Origin of the sequence: Pseudomonas floridensis, assembly GCF_002087235.1 — a bacterium.
In the GTDB taxonomy this organism is placed as follows: Bacteria; Pseudomonadota; Gammaproteobacteria; order Pseudomonadales; family Pseudomonadaceae; genus Aquipseudomonas; species Aquipseudomonas floridensis.
Window position 1 is genome coordinate 1 of sequence record NZ_MUIO01000137.1, and the last position, 14,974, is coordinate 14,974.

17 protein-coding genes are annotated in these 14,974 nt (G+C 58.1%); 9 read left to right on the forward strand and 8 right to left on the reverse strand.

The features are described from left to right. The first annotated feature begins 181 nt into the window (after positions 1–181). Genes BZK31_RS26115 through BZK31_RS26130 form a run of 4 tightly spaced genes read left to right on the forward strand, consistent with a single transcriptional unit; the run spans position 182 to position 3,418 of the window. Complete coding sequence (locus BZK31_RS26115) at positions 182–781, forward strand: aminodeoxychorismate/anthranilate synthase component II (RefSeq protein ID WP_083186124.1); 600 nt, start codon at positions 182–184, stop codon at positions 779–781. Positions 782–803: 22 nt separating this feature from the next. Beyond that, the gene (trpD, locus tag BZK31_RS26120; protein ID WP_083186138.1) at positions 804–1,853 is read left to right on the forward strand and encodes an anthranilate phosphoribosyltransferase; all 1,050 of its coding nucleotides are present in this window, start codon (positions 804–806) and stop codon (positions 1,851–1,853) included. Continuing rightward, the gene (gene trpC / locus BZK31_RS26125; protein WP_083186125.1) at positions 1,850–2,686 is read left to right on the forward strand and encodes an indole-3-glycerol phosphate synthase TrpC; all 837 of its coding nucleotides are present in this window, start codon (positions 1,850–1,852) and stop codon (positions 2,684–2,686) included. Before trpD ends, trpC begins: the two co-directional genes overlap by 4 nt. A 36-nt stretch (positions 2,687–2,722) precedes the next feature. Further along, on the forward strand, positions 2,723–3,418 hold the full coding sequence (locus BZK31_RS26130; RefSeq protein WP_083186126.1) for a lipoate--protein ligase family protein: 696 nt from the start codon (positions 2,723–2,725) through the stop codon (positions 3,416–3,418). A gap of 12 nt (positions 3,419–3,430) precedes the next feature. Here BZK31_RS26130 and crp read toward each other — a convergent pair whose 3' ends face one another. After that, complete coding sequence (gene crp / locus BZK31_RS26135) at positions 3,431–4,075, reverse strand: cAMP-activated global transcriptional regulator CRP (RefSeq protein ID WP_083186127.1); 645 nt, start codon at positions 4,073–4,075, stop codon at positions 3,431–3,433. 209 nt (positions 4,076–4,284) lie between these two features. Here crp and BZK31_RS26140 point away from each other — a divergent pair, with 209 nt between their 5' ends. Both BZK31_RS26140 and speD read left to right on the forward strand, forming a co-directional pair. Continuing rightward, positions 4,285–4,707: an OsmC family protein gene (locus BZK31_RS26140; protein WP_083186128.1), complete on the forward strand. Its 423-nt coding sequence runs from the start codon at positions 4,285–4,287 to the stop codon at positions 4,705–4,707. A 243-nt stretch (positions 4,708–4,950) separates the two neighbouring features. Further along, the gene (gene speD, locus BZK31_RS26145; RefSeq protein WP_083186129.1) at positions 4,951–5,745 is read left to right on the forward strand and encodes an adenosylmethionine decarboxylase; all 795 of its coding nucleotides are present in this window, start codon (positions 4,951–4,953) and stop codon (positions 5,743–5,745) included. Between the two features lie 71 nt (positions 5,746–5,816). On the opposite strand, the gene coq7 is transcribed toward speD, so the two are convergent. The 5 genes from coq7 to hemJ form a co-directional block, all read right to left on the reverse strand. After that, positions 5,817–6,464, reverse strand: coding sequence for a 2-polyprenyl-3-methyl-6-methoxy-1,4-benzoquinone monooxygenase (gene coq7, locus BZK31_RS26150; protein ID WP_083186130.1), 648 nt, complete (start codon positions 6,462–6,464; stop codon positions 5,817–5,819). A gap of 125 nt (positions 6,465–6,589) precedes the next feature. After that, on the reverse strand, positions 6,590–6,928 hold the full coding sequence (locus BZK31_RS26155) for a histidine triad nucleotide-binding protein (RefSeq protein ID WP_083186131.1): 339 nt from the start codon (positions 6,926–6,928) through the stop codon (positions 6,590–6,592). Between the two features lie 90 nt (positions 6,929–7,018). Next, positions 7,019–7,795: an SDR family NAD(P)-dependent oxidoreductase gene (locus tag BZK31_RS26160; protein WP_083186132.1), complete on the reverse strand. Its 777-nt coding sequence runs from the start codon at positions 7,793–7,795 to the stop codon at positions 7,019–7,021. A gap of 74 nt (positions 7,796–7,869) precedes the next feature. Next, complete coding sequence (locus BZK31_RS26165) at positions 7,870–8,772, reverse strand: DUF805 domain-containing protein (protein WP_083186133.1); 903 nt, start codon at positions 8,770–8,772, stop codon at positions 7,870–7,872. Positions 8,773–8,876: 104 nt separating this feature from the next. Continuing rightward, positions 8,877–9,305, reverse strand: a complete 429-nt coding sequence (gene hemJ / locus BZK31_RS26170; RefSeq protein ID WP_083186134.1) for a protoporphyrinogen oxidase HemJ — start codon at positions 9,303–9,305, stop codon at positions 8,877–8,879. 133 nt (positions 9,306–9,438) lie between these two features. Between hemJ and argC the strand changes: the two genes are divergently transcribed. Beyond that, positions 9,439–10,473 (forward strand): N-acetyl-gamma-glutamyl-phosphate reductase, encoded by a 1,035-nt coding sequence (gene argC / locus BZK31_RS26175; RefSeq protein ID WP_083186135.1) that lies wholly within the window; start codon positions 9,439–9,441, stop codon positions 10,471–10,473. 134 nt (positions 10,474–10,607) lie between these two features. Then, entirely contained in the window at positions 10,608–10,958 is a 351-nt protein-coding gene (gene erpA, locus BZK31_RS26180; RefSeq protein WP_004885454.1) for an iron-sulfur cluster insertion protein ErpA, read from the forward strand. A gap of 63 nt (positions 10,959–11,021) precedes the next feature. On the opposite strand, the gene BZK31_RS26185 is transcribed toward erpA, so the two are convergent. Next, on the reverse strand, positions 11,022–12,116 hold the full coding sequence (locus BZK31_RS26185) for an anhydro-N-acetylmuramic acid kinase (RefSeq protein ID WP_083186136.1): 1,095 nt from the start codon (positions 12,114–12,116) through the stop codon (positions 11,022–11,024). A 3-nt stretch (positions 12,117–12,119) separates the two neighbouring features. Beyond that, a complete protein-coding gene (locus BZK31_RS26190) occupies positions 12,120–13,547 on the reverse strand; it encodes a peptidoglycan DD-metalloendopeptidase family protein (protein ID WP_083186139.1) in 1,428 nt (475 codons plus the stop codon). A gap of 203 nt (positions 13,548–13,750) precedes the next feature. Here BZK31_RS26190 and tyrS point away from each other — a divergent pair, with 203 nt between their 5' ends. After that, complete coding sequence (gene tyrS / locus BZK31_RS26195) at positions 13,751–14,962, forward strand: tyrosine--tRNA ligase (RefSeq protein ID WP_083186137.1); 1,212 nt, start codon at positions 13,751–13,753, stop codon at positions 14,960–14,962. The last annotated feature ends 12 nt before the right edge of the window (positions 14,963–14,974 follow it).

The window sequence follows — 14,974 nt, forward strand, 5'->3', positions numbered from 1 at the left end:
GGCGTTGGCGCGCCTGACTATTTCTTGCCGGCCCTGCCGGATCCGCACCTGTATGCCTTCAATTCGTAATGTTCTCCCGCCACTGTTCTGTCATTCGACGTGACTGACAAAGCGGACGCTTGAGCAAGCGCAACCCGGAAGGCATGAACGAAGTCAGTCAATTCAAAAGGTTAATAGCAACATGCTGCTGATGATTGATAACTATGATTCCTTTACCTATAACGTCGTGCAGTACCTCGGTGAGCTGGGGGCCGACGTCAAGGTCATCCGCAATGACGAGCTGACCATCGCGCAGATCGAAGCCCTGAACCCTGAGCGCATCGTCGTCTCGCCCGGTCCCTGCACACCCAATGAAGCCGGTGTCTCGCTGGAAGTGATCAATCACTTCGCGGGCAAGCTGCCGATTCTGGGCGTTTGCCTGGGGCATCAGTCCATTGGTCAGGCGTTCGGCGGAGATGTGGTGCGCGCACGTCAGGTCATGCACGGCAAGACCAGCCCCGTCATTCATGAAGATCAGGGTGTGTTCGAAGGTCTGAACCATCCGCTGGTCGTGACGCGTTATCACTCGCTGGTGGTCAAGCTGGATACGCTTCCAGAATGCCTGGAAGTGAGCGCCTGGACGGCACACGAGGACGGCTCGGTCGACGAGATCATGGGCCTGCGTCACAAAACGTTGAACATCGAAGGGGTGCAGTTCCATCCCGAATCTATCCTGACCGAGCAGGGCCACGAGCTGTTCGCCAATTTCCTCAAGCAGCGCGGCGGCAGTCGTCAGGGTTAAGGACCTTTTTATGAGCACCCCCATGAATATCAAGACTGCGCTGAATCGCGTGGTCAATCAGCTGGACCTGACCACTGACGAAATGCGCGATGTCATGCGTGAAATCATGACCGGGCAATGCACCGAGGCGCAGATCGGTGCGTTTCTGATGGGCATGCGCATGAAGAGCGAAACCATCGACGAGATCGTCGGTGCGGTGTCGGTCATGCGTGAGCTGGCCGATCAGGTTCAGTTGCAGTCGCTTGACGGCGTGGTCGATATCGTCGGCACCGGCGGCGACGGCGCCAATATTTTCAACGTGTCGACGGCTTCCGCTTTCGTGATCGCGGCGGCGGGTTGCACCGTGGCCAAACATGGCAACCGGGCCGTTTCGGGCAAGAGCGGCAGCGCCGATCTGCTGGAAGCTGCCGGGGTTTATCTGAATCTGACGCCAGTCCAGGTGGCACGCTGTATCGACAGCGTCGGCATCGGCTTCATGTTCGCTCAGTCTCACCACAGTGCGATGAAACACGCTGCCGGTCCGCGTCGCGACCTGGGGCTGCGCACCCTGTTCAATATGCTTGGCCCGCTTACGAATCCGGCTGGCGTACACCATCAGGTCGTGGGCGTGTTCAATCAGGCCTTGTGCCGTCCGCTGGCCGAAGTGCTGCTGCGGCTGGGCAGCAAGCACGTGCTGGTGGTGCACTCGCAGGACGGACTGGACGAGTTCAGCCTGGCAGCGCCAACCTTCGTTGCGGAGTTGAAGGACGGCGAGGTGACCGAATACTGGGTGCAGCCCGAAGATCTGGGTATCAAGAGCCAGAGCCTGTATGGGCTGGCAGTGGAAAGCCCGGCCGCTTCGCTTGAACTGATTCGTGATGCCCTGGGGCGTCGCAAGACCGAAAACGGTCAGAAAGCCGCTGAAATGATCGTCCTCAATGCTGGCGCTGCGCTTTATGCTGCGGACTATGCCACCAGTCTCAAGGAAGGTGTTGCATTGGCGCATGACGCGCTTCATACCGGGCTTGCGCGGGAAAAACTCGAAGAATTGGGCGCCTTTACGGCAGTGTTCAAGCAGGAGAATGAAGAATGAGCGTGCCAACCGTGCTGGAAAAGATTCTTGTCCGTAAGGCTGAAGAGATCGCGACCCGTCGCGCCGTCGTCAGTCTCGCCGAGCTGGAGCAGCAGGCTGCGGCCGCCGATGCAACGCGTGGCTTCGCCAATGCGCTGATCGCGCAGGCCAGAAAAAAACAGCCAGCGGTCATTGCCGAGATCAAGAAGGCCTCGCCGAGCAAGGGCGTTATTCGCGAAAACTTTCTCCCCGCCGAGATCGCCAAAAGTTACCAGGCGGGTGGCGCGACCTGCCTGTCGGTTCTGACCGATGTCGACTTTTTTCAGGGATCGGATGCGTATCTGCGAGAGGCTCGGGCGGCGTGCAACCTGCCTGTGATCCGCAAAGACTTCATGATCGACCCTTACCAGATCGTTGAAGCCCGTGCGTTGGGGGCCGACTGCGTCTTGCTCATCGTTTCGGCGCTGGATGACGTGCAGATGGCCGAACTGGCGTCTGTCGCCAAGAGCGTAGGCCTGGATGTGCTGGTCGAAGTGCATGACGGCGATGAGCTGGACCGTGCGCTCAAAACGCTGGACACCCCGCTGGTCGGCGTCAACAACCGCAATCTGCACACCTTCAATGTCAGCCTGGAAACCACGCTTGACTTGCTGCCGCGCATTCCTCGTGACCGTCTGGTGATCACCGAAAGCGGTATCCTCAACCGGGCCGACGTTGAGTTGATGGAAATCAGCGATGTGTACGCGTTCCTGGTCGGCGAAGCGTTCATGCGTGCCGAACATCCCGGAACGGAACTGCAGCGCCTGTTCTTCCCTGAGCGTGGTGTTCCGGTGAGTGGCTCGACACTCGACTGATCGCTGTCCTGACTCAACCCGCGCCAGAGGTTTTGCATGCCGGATTCGATCATCGATACCTGCGTTGAAAAAGGCCTGCAGGCCGAGCAGGATCTTCTGGCCGCGGTGAGTGCCGGCGAGGCCGATCATGGGCTGTTGTTCTGGCGGCCCAATGATCGGGCGCTGGTCATGCCGCGCCGCATGAGTCGCTTGCCGGGTTTCGTCGAGGCCAGTGAAACGCTGGCCGACAACGGATGGCCCATCCTGCTGCGCGAAACCGGTGGTGAACCGGTCCCCCAATCACAGGCTACGGTGAACATCGCACTGGTCTACGCCCAGCCTGCGACTGACGTTGATCGTGACCGGATCGAAACGGCGTACCGACGTCTGTGTCAGCCGATACTGGACGTGCTGATCGAACTGGGTGGCCAGGCGTCGCTGGGTGAAATCGATGGCGCTTTCTGTGACGGTCGTTTCAACGTCAATCTCGAAGGTCGCAAGATGGTCGGCACCGCCCAGCGTTGGCGTCAGAGTCAGGGTGGTTCTCGTCCGGTGGTACTGGCTCACGCTGCGCTGTTGCTCGAAGATGAGCGGGTGCCGATGGTCGCTGCGGTCAATCGCTTCAACGCGTTGTGCGAACTCGATGCCAGGGTTCGGGCCGACAGCCACATCGCGCTACATGAAGCTTTTCCGCACGCCGAGGTGCTCGAGTCTCTGGCCAGGTCCTATCGGAAGTTACTCGCCGGCCTCTGATCCACCTGTCGGTCAGCGCGTGCCGTACACCACCATGGTCTTGCCTTTGACGTCGATCAGGCTCTGCTCCTCAAGGGCCTTGAGCACACGCCCCACCATTTCTCTGGAACAGCCCACGATACGGCCGATTTCCTGACGGGTGATCTTGATCTGCATGCCGTCCGGATGCGTCATCGCATCGGGCTGCTTGCACAGGTCCAGCAGCGTGCGAGCCACGCGCCCGGTGACGTCCAGAAACGCTAGATCACCGACTTTGCGCGTGGTATTGCGCAAGCGATCCGCCATCTGACTGCCCAGAGCGTAAAGGAGGTCCGGCTCCTGATGAGTGAGTTCACGGAATTTTTCATAGGAAACCTCGGCCACTTCGCACTCGGTCTTCGCCCGCACCCAGGCGCTGCGCACCGACTCGTGACCCGGCTGTTCGAACAGACCCAGCTCGCCGAAAAAATCACCGCCGTTGAGGTAGGCAATGATCATCTCTCGCCCTTCGTCATCCTCGATCAGGATGGTGACCGAACCTTTGACGATGAGAAACAGGGAATCGGAGCGATCGCCGGCATTGATGATGTTGCTTTTGGCTGCACAGCGACGACGTTGTGCATGAGGGAGCAGCTTATCCAGAATCTTTGTTTTTGATACAACTGTGATCGCGACCATGCGTGATTTTCCAAAAAGGACCTTCGCCAACTGGCATACCTGTAGGTATCGGCTGCACCTGTAATCTCGCCAGCTTTTCGACGGATGGCAGGCCCAATTTACGAATCTTCCTACACATTACTTCCCGACGGCATATTTCATAATGTATCCGGGCGATAGAGTGGCCCTATGCTAAGCTGGCGCCCCTTTTTAACAGTGGAATCCTGACGATGAAGGCACGCATCCAATGGGCTGGTGAAGCCATGTTTCTCGGCGAGTCCGGCAGCGGTCACGTGGTGGTCATGGACGGCCCGCCCGAAAGTGGCGGTCGTAACCTGGGCGTTCGGCCAATGGAAATGGTGCTGATCGGCCTGGGCGGCTGCAGCAATTACGACGTGGTCAGTATCCTCAGGAAATCGCGTCAGCCTGTCGAAAGCTGCGAAGCGTTTCTGGATGCCGAGCGTGCGGACGAAGACCCCAAGGTGTTCACCAAAATTCACCTGCACTTTGTCGTCAAGGGTCGTGGCCTGAAAGAAGCTCAGGTCAAGCGCGCCATCGAGTTGTCCGCAGAGAAGTATTGCTCGGCCTCGATCATGCTTGGCAATGCCGGGGTGAAGATCACTCACGATTATGAAATCGTCGAACTGGGCTGAGGTCCAGACATCCAACGATCATAAAAACGGCGCACACTCTGGCAGACGGCTTCGGACGTCTGCATAATGCGCCACTTTTTCAGGGCGCAGCGTGCATTGGTTTTCTGCTGCCGCGCCCGAACAGACAACCAAAATCGCCAACGCGAAGAGGTGTTAACCGTCCTACGCAGCTGAGCCGGGCTCATCTGACGGGCATGCTTGATCACGCGGCTGGCGCCGCACACATATAGAGAGTTTTTAACGGTGAAAAGCAAACTCAAGCTCCACGGGTTCAACAACCTGACCAAGACCTTGAGCTTCAACATTTATGACATCTGCTATGCGGAAACTCCGCAAGACCAGCAGGCCTACGTCGAATACATCAACAGTGTGTATGACGCAGAGCGCCTGACGCGGATTCTGACCGATGTTGTCGATATCATTGGTGCCAACATCCTGAACATTGCGCGTCAGGATTACGATCCTCAGGGTGCCAGTGTGACCATTCTGATCTCCGAGCAGCCGGTGACGCCTACCGAAAGCCAGATAGAAGAATCGCCAGGCCCATTGCCGGAAACCATTCTGGCTCACCTGGACAAGAGCCACATCACAGTTCACACCTACCCGGAAATTCACCCGGTAGACGGCATTGCCACGTTCCGCGTGGATATCGATGTCTCGACCTGTGGCGTCATTTCACCGCTCAAGGCGCTGAACTACCTGATTCACAAGTTCGAGTCGGATATCGTGACCGTCGATTATCGCGTGCGCGGTTTCACCCGTGACGTGGAAGGCAAGAAGCACTTCATCGACCACGAGATCAACTCGATCCAGAACTACCTGTCCGAAGACACGCGCAATGGTTACCAGATGACCGACGTGAACGTGTATCAGGAAAACCTTTTCCACACCAAGATGCTGCTCAAGGAGTTCGAACTGGACAACTACCTGTTCGGCGACGCGACCAGCAATCTGTCCACTGAACAGCGTGAGCAGGTGACGGCCAAGGTCAAGCACGAAATGCTTGAGATCTTCTACGGTCGTAACGTAGCGCTCTGAACACAACGGCATAAACTGTCGTAACGAAAAAGGCGCCTGCGAAGGGCGCCTTTTTTATGCGTGTCGTCTGTTCAGATGCGGTAAGTGCTTTTGGTCATGACCTTGGCCAGCAGGCTCATGCCGAACTTGACCGGTGCCGGAAAACGAAAGCCTCCCGCTTCCAGCGCCGATTCGGCGTGGTGTTCTTCATCGCTGAGCATCTGTTGCAGAATCGCCCGGGACTTTTCATCTTCCGCGGGCAGTTGCTCCAGGTGTTCGCTCAGGTGTTTGCAGACCTGATCTTCCGTCGCTGCGACGAATCCCAGGCTCACCTTGTCGCTGATCAGGCCCGCTGCAGCGCCCATGCCGAAGGACAGGCTGTAGAACAACGGGTTGAGTACGCTGGTGTGACTGCCGAGTTGATGGATGCGCTGTTCGCACCAGACCAGATGGTCGATCTCTTCTTCGGCGGCGTGCTCCATCGCTTTGCGTACCTTGGGCAGCCTGGCGGTTAACGCTTGGCCCTGATACAGCGCCTGGGCACAGACTTCACCCGTGTGGTTGATGCGCATCAGTCCCGCGACGTGACGAGATTCGACGTCATTCATCTTGTGCTCAGGCTGCACGATGGCGGGTGAGGGGCGCTGAGAATGGCCGCTCGAAGGCAGCAGCGTGCGCATCGCGCTGTCGGCTTGCAGTAGAAGACGGTCAATGGGGGAATAGTGACGTTCGGTAGCCATGGGCACCTCCGGTTAGGTCCATGGGAGGCAGTTTACCCGAATCGGCGGGCTAGAGCCCTGGGTTGTGTCGCCTTGCCAGTCGCTGCGCAGCGACTGAAAGGCGCACAGACCCCAAGAACCGTGGCTCAGCCCGGTGGCCAGTTCATCTGACGCTGACCCAATACATGCATGTGAATGTGATAGACGGTCTGTCCACCCAGCTCGTTGCAGTTCATGACCACGCGAAACCCGTCTTCGCAGCCCAGTTCCCTGGCCAGACGCTGTGCCGTGAACAGGATATGACCTGCCAGGCCTTTGTCTTCTTCGGTCAGGTCGTTCAGGGTACGAATGGGCTTCTTGGGAATAACCAGAAAGTGCACGGGTGCCTGGGGCGCGATGTCGTGGAACGCCAGCACCTGATCGTCTTCATAGATGATCTTTGCCGGGATTTCCCGATTGATGATCTTGGTGAACAAAGTATCCACAGCCGTATGCTCCTTGTCGGTTGATGGGCGCACTGTGTCAGTGCAATCGAGTGTACTGAGCGGGACAGGCTCCGCACAGCTCTTTGTCAGTCAGCGCGGACAGCATGATTTGTTGATATGACCGCTGATCTGCCTCGCCAGCCAACGTGATACCAGTCGCGGACTGAATGTCCACAGGCGGTTGCACCAGCCCGGAATGATGACCGCGCGGTTCTTCGCCAGTGCGCGCACGGTGTACAGCGCGACCTCTTCGGGCGTCATCATCTTTTCGGTATTCACGTTGAGCTGCGCGGTGCTGAAAAACGATGTCCGGGTCGGGCCGGGACACAATACCGAGACCTTGACTCCGGTTTTCTTCACTTCTTCACGCAGGCCCTCGGAAAAGTGCAGCACATAGGCCTTGCTCGCGTAGTAGGTACTCATCCATGGGCCCGGCTGGAACGCGGCCACCGAGGCGACATTGAGTATCTGGCCGCCACCCTGAATGGCCATCAGATTGCCGACGGTGTGACACAGGCGGGTAAGCGCCAGAATATTCAGGTCGATCAGGTCCTGCTCGACACCCCAGTCCTGGGCCAGAAACGGTCCGCAGGTTCCGATCCCCGCCGCGTTGACCAACAGGTCGATCTGATGCGCGCCGTCTTCCAGCTCAAGCAGAAACCCGGACAACCTCAACGGCTCGCCCAAATCACATGCACGAAACAGCACTTCAACGCCAAAACGCTGAGTCAGCTCCAGTGCGATGGTCTCCAGTTGATCTCGCTGACGCGCCACCAGAATAAGGCTGCGACCACGGCGCGCCAGTGCTTCGGCCATGGCCAGGCCTATGCCGCTGGATGCACCGGTGATCAGGGCGTAACGGGTCATGCAATTCTCCATTGAACGTATTGCGGTCGGCAGTCTACCCGGCCATCGGCGTTTTATTGCAGGTCGTTACCGTCTTAAAGCGCTTTTTCGGACTCCGCCGAGTTGCTTTCCTCGCCGCTGCTCTGCGAGTCATCGTCATACGGCAAGGACTGCTCGTACTCGTTGGTCTGGACTTCCAGCTCGTCCTTGAGTGTATCCATGGCGCCGGTAAGGGTGCCGATCACGATCAGAGGAAGCAGTAACAGCCACAGCGCCGCCAGCACCTTGACCCCGCGTGAGTTTGGCGGCTGCGGCGCCCCGTACTGGTTCGGGCCTTTGTTGCCGGGCATGAATGTCATCACGAACGGAAAGACGCTGCTCACGAAGGGCACAAGGTTGAGCAGCAGAAGCCAGCCTGACCAACCGATGTCATGCAGTCGTTGCACACCCATCTGCGCGCCGACAAAGGCAAAGGCCACCAGAATGATTGCGATCAACAACCCGCCGCCGACCAGTGACTGGCTCATGATCATAATGGCCACGAACAGCGCGGCCAATGCGCTCGCGCTCAAAACCAGCGTCCACGCCAGATAACGCAGACGGCCGATGCGGCCCTGAATGCTGAAGACTTTGAGCGTGGAATGGCCGACAGCATCGCTGCCCACATGCGACTTGGGGGGGGCGTAAGGCGACGCGGCCTGCGCAGGAGCGGGATCGGCCGCACTTGGCTGCGCATTGACCTCGTCCAGGCTCAGGCTGATGGCTGGGTCCGGTTCGATACGCGCCTCGACACCTGCTTCGTTGAGCGCTTTTATGTAATGTTCGGCTTCGGCATGCGGCAAGCCTCGCTTGAGGGCGACCGGCTGACCGTTGAACAGGTTCTGCACGGCAGCGGCTTCGCTCTTGAACAATCTGGCAAGGTTGGCTTTCGCAACCTCGGGATCGACGCCAGAGCGCACCTGCCCTTCAAATACGATCTTGAAGTGGGTATCGGCCATACAGGCTTCCTTGTCTTGAAATGAGAGCGGTCCAGACGCTGCTGCACGGGGCAGAGCGTCTGTCACGCGAAATGGAACCGAAGCGATCCCCATTGTGCCGTGGATCAGAAGGGTTTGACGACCACCAGAATCACAATCGCCAGCAGGATCAGTACCGGAATCTCATTGAACCAGCGATAGAACACATGACTGCGACCGTTCTCGCCACGGGCGAACCGTTTGATCTGCGCGCCACAGACGTGGTGGTAGCCGATCAGCAGCACGACCAGCGTCAGCTTTACATGCAGCCAGCCCTGGCTGAAGTAGCCGGAAGGGTTGAAGCTGATCAGCCAGCCGCCAAAGATCAGTGTGGCGATCATCGACGGGCCCATGATGCCCCGATAGAGCTTGCGCTCCATGACGCTGAAGCGATCGCGGCTGACGGCGTCCTCGCTCATCGAGTGATACACGAACAGCCTTGGCAGGTAAAAGAGGCCGGCGAACCAGCAGACCATCGAGATAATGTGCAGCGCTTTGATCCATAAATAGAGCATTTTTAATTATTCCCAGGTTCACGGTGGCCGAATAGTAGAGGCTTGGGCGTCCATACGTCACGTTGTCGGTTGTCGCAGAGGCCGTAGGCCCATATTATCGACCGCTTTCCAGTTGTTTCGTTGAGGGCAGGTTATGGTCAAGGTCGGTATCGTCGGCGGCACGGGTTACACCGGTGTCGAGCTGCTGCGTCTGTTGGCACAGCATCCGCAGGCTGAAGTGGTGGTGATTACTTCTCGCTCGGAGGCCGGTCTGCCTGTCGCCGACATGTACCCGAACCTGCGAGGCCATTACGACGGTCTGGCGTTCAGCGTGCCGGATGTTCAGACCCTGGGCGCATGCGACGTTGTTTTCTTCGCCACACCTCACGGCGTGGCGCACGCACTGGCCGGTGAATTGCTCGCGGCCGGCACCCGGGTCATCGACCTGTCGGCGGACTTCCGTCTGCAGGATCCGGTCGAGTGGTCCAAGTGGTACAACCAGCCGCATGGCGCGCCGGAGTTGCTGAAGGATGCGGTGTACGGTCTGCCCGAGGTCAATCGCGAGCAGATCCGCACTGCGCGACTGATTGCCGTGCCCGGCTGCTACCCGACCGCCACTCAGTTGGGTTTCCTGCCGCTGCTGGAAGCGGGCATTGCCGAAAACTCGCGCCTGATCGCCGACTGCAAATCGGGCGTGAGCGGTGCCGGACGGGGTCTGAGCATTGGCTCCCTGTACTCTGAAGCCAATGAAAGCTTCAAGGCCTATGGCGTCAAAGGTCACCGTCACCTGCCTGAAATCACCCAGGGGCTGCGTCGTGCCGCCGGTGGTGACGTGGGTCTGACGTTCGTCCCGCACCTGACGCCGATGATCCGTGGTATCCACTCCACGCTCTACGCAACCGTTACCGACAAGTCGGTGGACCTGCAGGCGCTGTTTGAAAAGCGTTATGCGGACGAGCCGTTCGTCGATGTGATGCCTGCCGGCAGCCATCCGGAAACCCGCAGCGTGCGCGGCGCCAACGTTTGCCGGATTGCGGTGCACCGTCCGCAGGGCGGCGATCTGGTTGTCGTGCTTTCCGTGATCGACAACCTGGTCAAAGGCGCCTCGGGCCAAGCGGTTCAAAACATGAACATCATGTTTGGCCTGGACGAGCGTCTGGGTCTGGCCCACGCCGGGATGATGCCGTAAGTCCGGGATCAAGCGGCAGATCGGGAAAAGCCCTGGCTGCCGCTGCTCTGCAAATAGTTGACCGATTTTCTAGGACAAGCGGATAATGCCCGTCATTACGCATTACGACGGCTTAACGCCGGGAGATATCTGACATGAGCGTCGAATCCTTCACGCCTACGGCTTTGGAATTCACCCCAGGTGCAGCGCACAAGGTGAAATCTCTGGTCGACGAAGAGGGCAATGATCGCCTTAAACTACGTGTCTTTGTGACTGGCGGCGGCTGCTCCGGCTTCCAGTACGGTTTCACATTCGATGAAGATGTTGCCGACGATGACACCATTGTCGAGCGCGAGGGCGTCAGCCTGGTGGTTGACCCGATGAGCTTCCAGTACCTGGCGGGTGCCGAAGTGGATTATCAGGAAGGGCTGGAAGGTTCGCGTTTCGTGATCAAGAACCCTAATGCTTCCACTACCTGTGGTTGCGGCTCCTCATTCTCGATCTGATCGAATACTGCTGTAACGAAAACGCCGCTCATTGAGCGGCGTTTTCGTTTTCGGCGTCTGGATTCAGGCGGGGTAAATCGCGCCCAGAACACGGAGTCCTTTCGCGCCGGTCACCGTAGGACGGTTGGCCGGAACACTTTCGAGGCAGCAGTGCGCCAGCCAGGCGAACGCCATGGCCTCGACCCAGTCAGGGTCTACGCCAAACCTGGCTGTGCTACTGACGCGGGTGTCGGGCAGAAGCTCGGCCAGCCTGTTCATCAGCGCCACGTTATGAGCGCCGCCTCCGCAGACCAGCAATTCCATGGTGCTCGACTGGGCAGATTGCAGAGACTCGGTAATGGTCTGAGCGGTGAGTTCAAGCAGGGTTGCCTGGACGTTTTCCGGTGCCAAAGTAGGCAGCTGGAAAAGATGATGATGCAGCCAGCCAAGGTTGAACACTTCGCGCCCGGTGCTCTTCGGCCCCTTGGTCAGGAAGAACTGGTCGCTCAGCAACGTCTTCAGCAGCGCCGGATCCACCTGACCGCTTGCGGCCCAGGCGCCGTCCTTGTCATAACTCTGGTTGCGTTGCGACTGTATCCAGGCGTCGAGCAACACGTTGCCGGGCCCACAGTCGAAGCCGGTGACAGGGCGGTCGGACTCGATAAGGCTCAGGTTGCTGAACCCTCCGATGTTGAGCACCGCACGATGTTCCTTGTTGTCATCGAACAGCGCTTCGTGGAAGGCCGGAACCAGCGGAGCACCCTGGCCACCTGCAGCGATGTCGCGACGGCGGAAATCGCTGACGACGGTGATCTCGGTCAGCTCTGCAAGCAGGGCAGGGTTGCCGATCTGAATGCTGAAGCCTCGTGCGGGCTCGTGGCGAATCGTCTGACCATGGCTGCCGATGGCACGAATCTGACCGGCCACCATGTTCTGCTCTTCCAGCAGCTTCAAGATGCCCTGAGCAACAAGCCGACACCACTTTTGCTCGGCAATGGCTGCTCGGGTCAATTCGTCTATGCCGCTGGAACACAGTCCCAGCAACTCTGCATGCAGATCCTCCGGCATCGGAATGTAATGCGTTGCCAGAAGTCTTGGTCGGTCGTCTTGCTCCAATAGGGCGATATCAATCCCATCGAGGCTGCTGCCGGACATCACACCTATATAGAAGAAGGCCATGGATTACCTTTTATTCGAGGCCAGCGTGGTGGCCTTTTCCTGGTCCATACGAGCCATCAACGGTTGGCTTTGCTGCATGAACCGCTGTTTTTCGGACTTGGCGATCGGATCCGCCATCGGAAGTTTCTGACCCAGTGGATCGACGTGCACGCCGTTGACCTGGAATTCATAGTGCAGGTGCGGGCCCGTCGACAAGCCGGTTGTTCCAATATAGCCGATCACCTGACCCTGCTTGACCGATCCACCGGTTTGTATGCCTTTGGCGAAGCCTTGCATATGGCCATACAGCGTGCGGTAGGTGTCGCCGTGCTGAATGATCACGGTGTTGCCGTAGCCCCCGCGACGACCGGCCAACAGCACTTTGCCGTCGCCAGTCGCTTTGATGGGCGTACCGCGCGGTGCGGCGTAATCGACGCCTTTGTGCGCACGGATCTTGTTCAGGATCGGGTGCTTACGGCCCATGGAAAACATCGAGCTGATGCGGGCGAAGTCCACCGGAGTACGGATGAACGCCTTGCGCATACTGTTGCCGTCGGCGGTGTAGTAATTGGTGTTGCCTTGTTTGTTGGTGTAACGAACGGCCGTGTAGGTCTTGCCACGGTTGGTGAAGCGTGCGGACAGGATGTTGCCCGTACCGACCGGCTTGCCGTTGACGACTTTCTGTTCGTAGACCACGTCGAATTCGTCGCCTTTGCGGATGTCCTGAGCGAAGTCGATGTCGTAGCCGAAGATATTGGCCATGTCCATCGTCATGCTATGGGTCAGGCCGGCGCGCTGTGCGGATTGCGACAGCGAACTGTTGATCACGCCGTGCACGTAGGCGTTGCGCACGTTGGGCTTGCTGACTTCACGGTTGAAGGCAAAGCCGCTGTCCGTTTTGGACAGACTGATGGTTTCGAGCTCGCTGAGTTTGGTGTGCAGCTGCTTGAGCTGCCCGTCAGGCGTCATTTCGAACTGCAGGACCTGGCCATTTTGCAGGCGCGTGAACTGCTTGGACTGCTTGTCGCTGGCAAGCACTTCATGAACGGTTGTCGCGGGAAGGCCTACCTTTTCGAACAGCGTGGACAGCGTATCGCCCTTGGCTACGACCACTTCCCGATGATTCGGATTTTTCGCGACGTCAGTGGCCGGCTTCTTTGTTTCTGCGGGTGTAGCGGCAGTCTCGGCGGCTGGCTCTTCAGCACTGTCGATCTGAGCGAACGGCGATTCTGCGTTTTCAGGTGTGGCTTGAACAGGTTCTTGAGCGTCTTGGTCTTGTGCGTTCGGTTCTGCGGGCATTTCCAGATCGAGGGCCAGATTGGTTCGTTTGGCTTCAACTTCGCTGGATGGGAAAACCAGGAGAGCCAGGCTCAGCAGGGCGGCAATGCCGCTTGCAGCGAGCAGGTGACTCTTCGGATAAAGCGGAGGCGCTTTAGGCGGTGTGTCTATCATAGGTAATTTTGACTTTGAAAAAGGTGAAATGGAAAAGATGAATGACATGATGAAGATGAAATAACTGTATAAAATATAACCAAAACCTGCCCGAAGCAACCCTTCCCACGAATCCCTTCCTGATTCGTGGGCGAGTGCTGGGCAAAAACTTGTAATTGGGCTCTGATCTTGTATGGTTGGTTCCCTTTAAATTGGGGGCTGATATGAAGTCGGTTGAAGAGCAGCTGGCGCTGATCAAGCGCGGTGCGGATGAACTCCTGGTCGAGGCCGAGCTGGTCGCGAAAATCAAGCGCGGTCAACCGTTGCGTATCAAGGCCGGGTTCGACCCTACGGCGCCTGACCTGCATCTGGGTCACACAGTCCTTATTAACAAGCTGCGCCAGTTTCAGGAGTTGGGCCATCAGGTCATCTTCCTTATAGGCGACTTCACCGGAATGATCGGTGACCCGAGTGGCAAAAGCGCCACTCGCCCGCCATTGACTCGCGAGCAGGTTCTCGAGTACGCCGAAACCTACAAGGCTCAGGTGTTCAAGATTCTCGATCCAGCCAAGACAGAAGTGGCGTTCAACTCCACCTGGATGGACAAGCTCAGCCCTGCCGACTTCATTCGTTTGTCTTCGCAGTACACCGTGGCTCGCATGCTCGAGCGTGACGATTTCGACAAGCGCTATAAAGGCAGCCAGCCGATCGCCATCCACGAGTTCCTTTATCCGCTGGTTCAGGGCTATGACTCGGTCGCCTTGCGGGCCGATGTCGAGCTTGGCGGCACAGACCAGAAATTCAACCTGCTGATGGGGCGCGAGCTTCAACGTGCTTACGGGCAGGAGCCGCAGTGCATTCTGACCATGCCGCTGCTGGAAGGCCTTGATGGCGTCAAGAAGATGTCCAAGTCGCTGGGTAACTATGTCGGTATCCAGGAAGCGCCGGGCATCATGTACAACAAGCTGGTATCGATGCCCGATTCGCTGATGTGGCGCTACTTCGAACTGCTGAGCTTCCGCAGTATGGAAGAGATTGAAGGGTTAAAGGCTGATTGCGAGGCGGGCACCAATCCGCGGGACATCAAAATCAAGTTGGCCGAAGAGCTTGTGGCTCGCTTCCATGGCGAAGAGGCGGCTGCCAATGCCCATCGTTCTGCGGGTAACCGTATGAAGGAAGGCGAGTTGCCAGCCGATCTGCCTGAGATTTCGGTAAGTGCCACTGAAGATATGCCGATCTCGGCCGTCCTTAATAAGGCAGGCCTGGTCAAGAACTCCGCCATTGCTCGCGATCTGTTGGCTTCCGGCGGTGTGCGTATAGATGGTGAGGTCGTAGACCGTGGCTTTATCTTCAAGCTCGGTTCTACGCATGTTTGCCAGGCCGGCAAGAAGGCTTTTGGGCGCGTAACCCTGATTTCTGAAGAAAGTTCAAAATAACGGTTGACGCGC

Bases quoted from the DNA above. Each gene is read 5' to 3' on its own strand.
- BZK31_RS26115 (WP_083186124.1), top strand. From the start codon at position 182: ATGCTGCTGATGATTGATAACTATGATTCCTTTACCTATAACGTCGTG.
- trpD (WP_083186138.1), top strand. From the start codon at position 804: ATGAATATCAAGACTGCGCTGAATCGCGTGGTCAATCAGCTGGACCTG.
- trpC (WP_083186125.1), top strand. From the start codon at position 1,850: ATGAGCGTGCCAACCGTGCTGGAAAAGATTCTTGTCCGTAAGGCTGAA.
- BZK31_RS26130 (WP_083186126.1), top strand. From the start codon at position 2,723: ATGCCGGATTCGATCATCGATACCTGCGTTGAAAAAGGCCTGCAGGCC.
- crp (WP_083186127.1), bottom strand. From the start codon at position 4,075: ATGGTCGCGATCACAGTTGTATCAAAAACAAAGATTCTGGATAAGCTG.
- BZK31_RS26140 (WP_083186128.1), top strand. From the start codon at position 4,285: ATGAAGGCACGCATCCAATGGGCTGGTGAAGCCATGTTTCTCGGCGAG.
- coq7 (WP_083186130.1), bottom strand. From the start codon at position 6,464: ATGGCTACCGAACGTCACTATTCCCCCATTGACCGTCTTCTACTGCAA.
- BZK31_RS26160 (WP_083186132.1), bottom strand. From the start codon at position 7,795: ATGACCCGTTACGCCCTGATCACCGGTGCATCCAGCGGCATAGGCCTG.
- BZK31_RS26165 (WP_083186133.1), bottom strand. From the start codon at position 8,772: ATGGCCGATACCCACTTCAAGATCGTATTTGAAGGGCAGGTGCGCTCT.
- hemJ (WP_083186134.1), bottom strand. From the start codon at position 9,305: ATGCTCTATTTATGGATCAAAGCGCTGCACATTATCTCGATGGTCTGC.
- argC (WP_083186135.1), top strand. From the start codon at position 9,439: ATGGTCAAGGTCGGTATCGTCGGCGGCACGGGTTACACCGGTGTCGAG.
- erpA (WP_004885454.1), top strand. From the start codon at position 10,608: ATGAGCGTCGAATCCTTCACGCCTACGGCTTTGGAATTCACCCCAGGT.
- BZK31_RS26185 (WP_083186136.1), bottom strand. From the start codon at position 12,116: ATGGCCTTCTTCTATATAGGTGTGATGTCCGGCAGCAGCCTCGATGGG.
- BZK31_RS26190 (WP_083186139.1), bottom strand. From the start codon at position 13,547: ATGATAGACACACCGCCTAAAGCGCCTCCGCTTTATCCGAAGAGTCAC.
- tyrS (WP_083186137.1), top strand. From the start codon at position 13,751: ATGAAGTCGGTTGAAGAGCAGCTGGCGCTGATCAAGCGCGGTGCGGAT.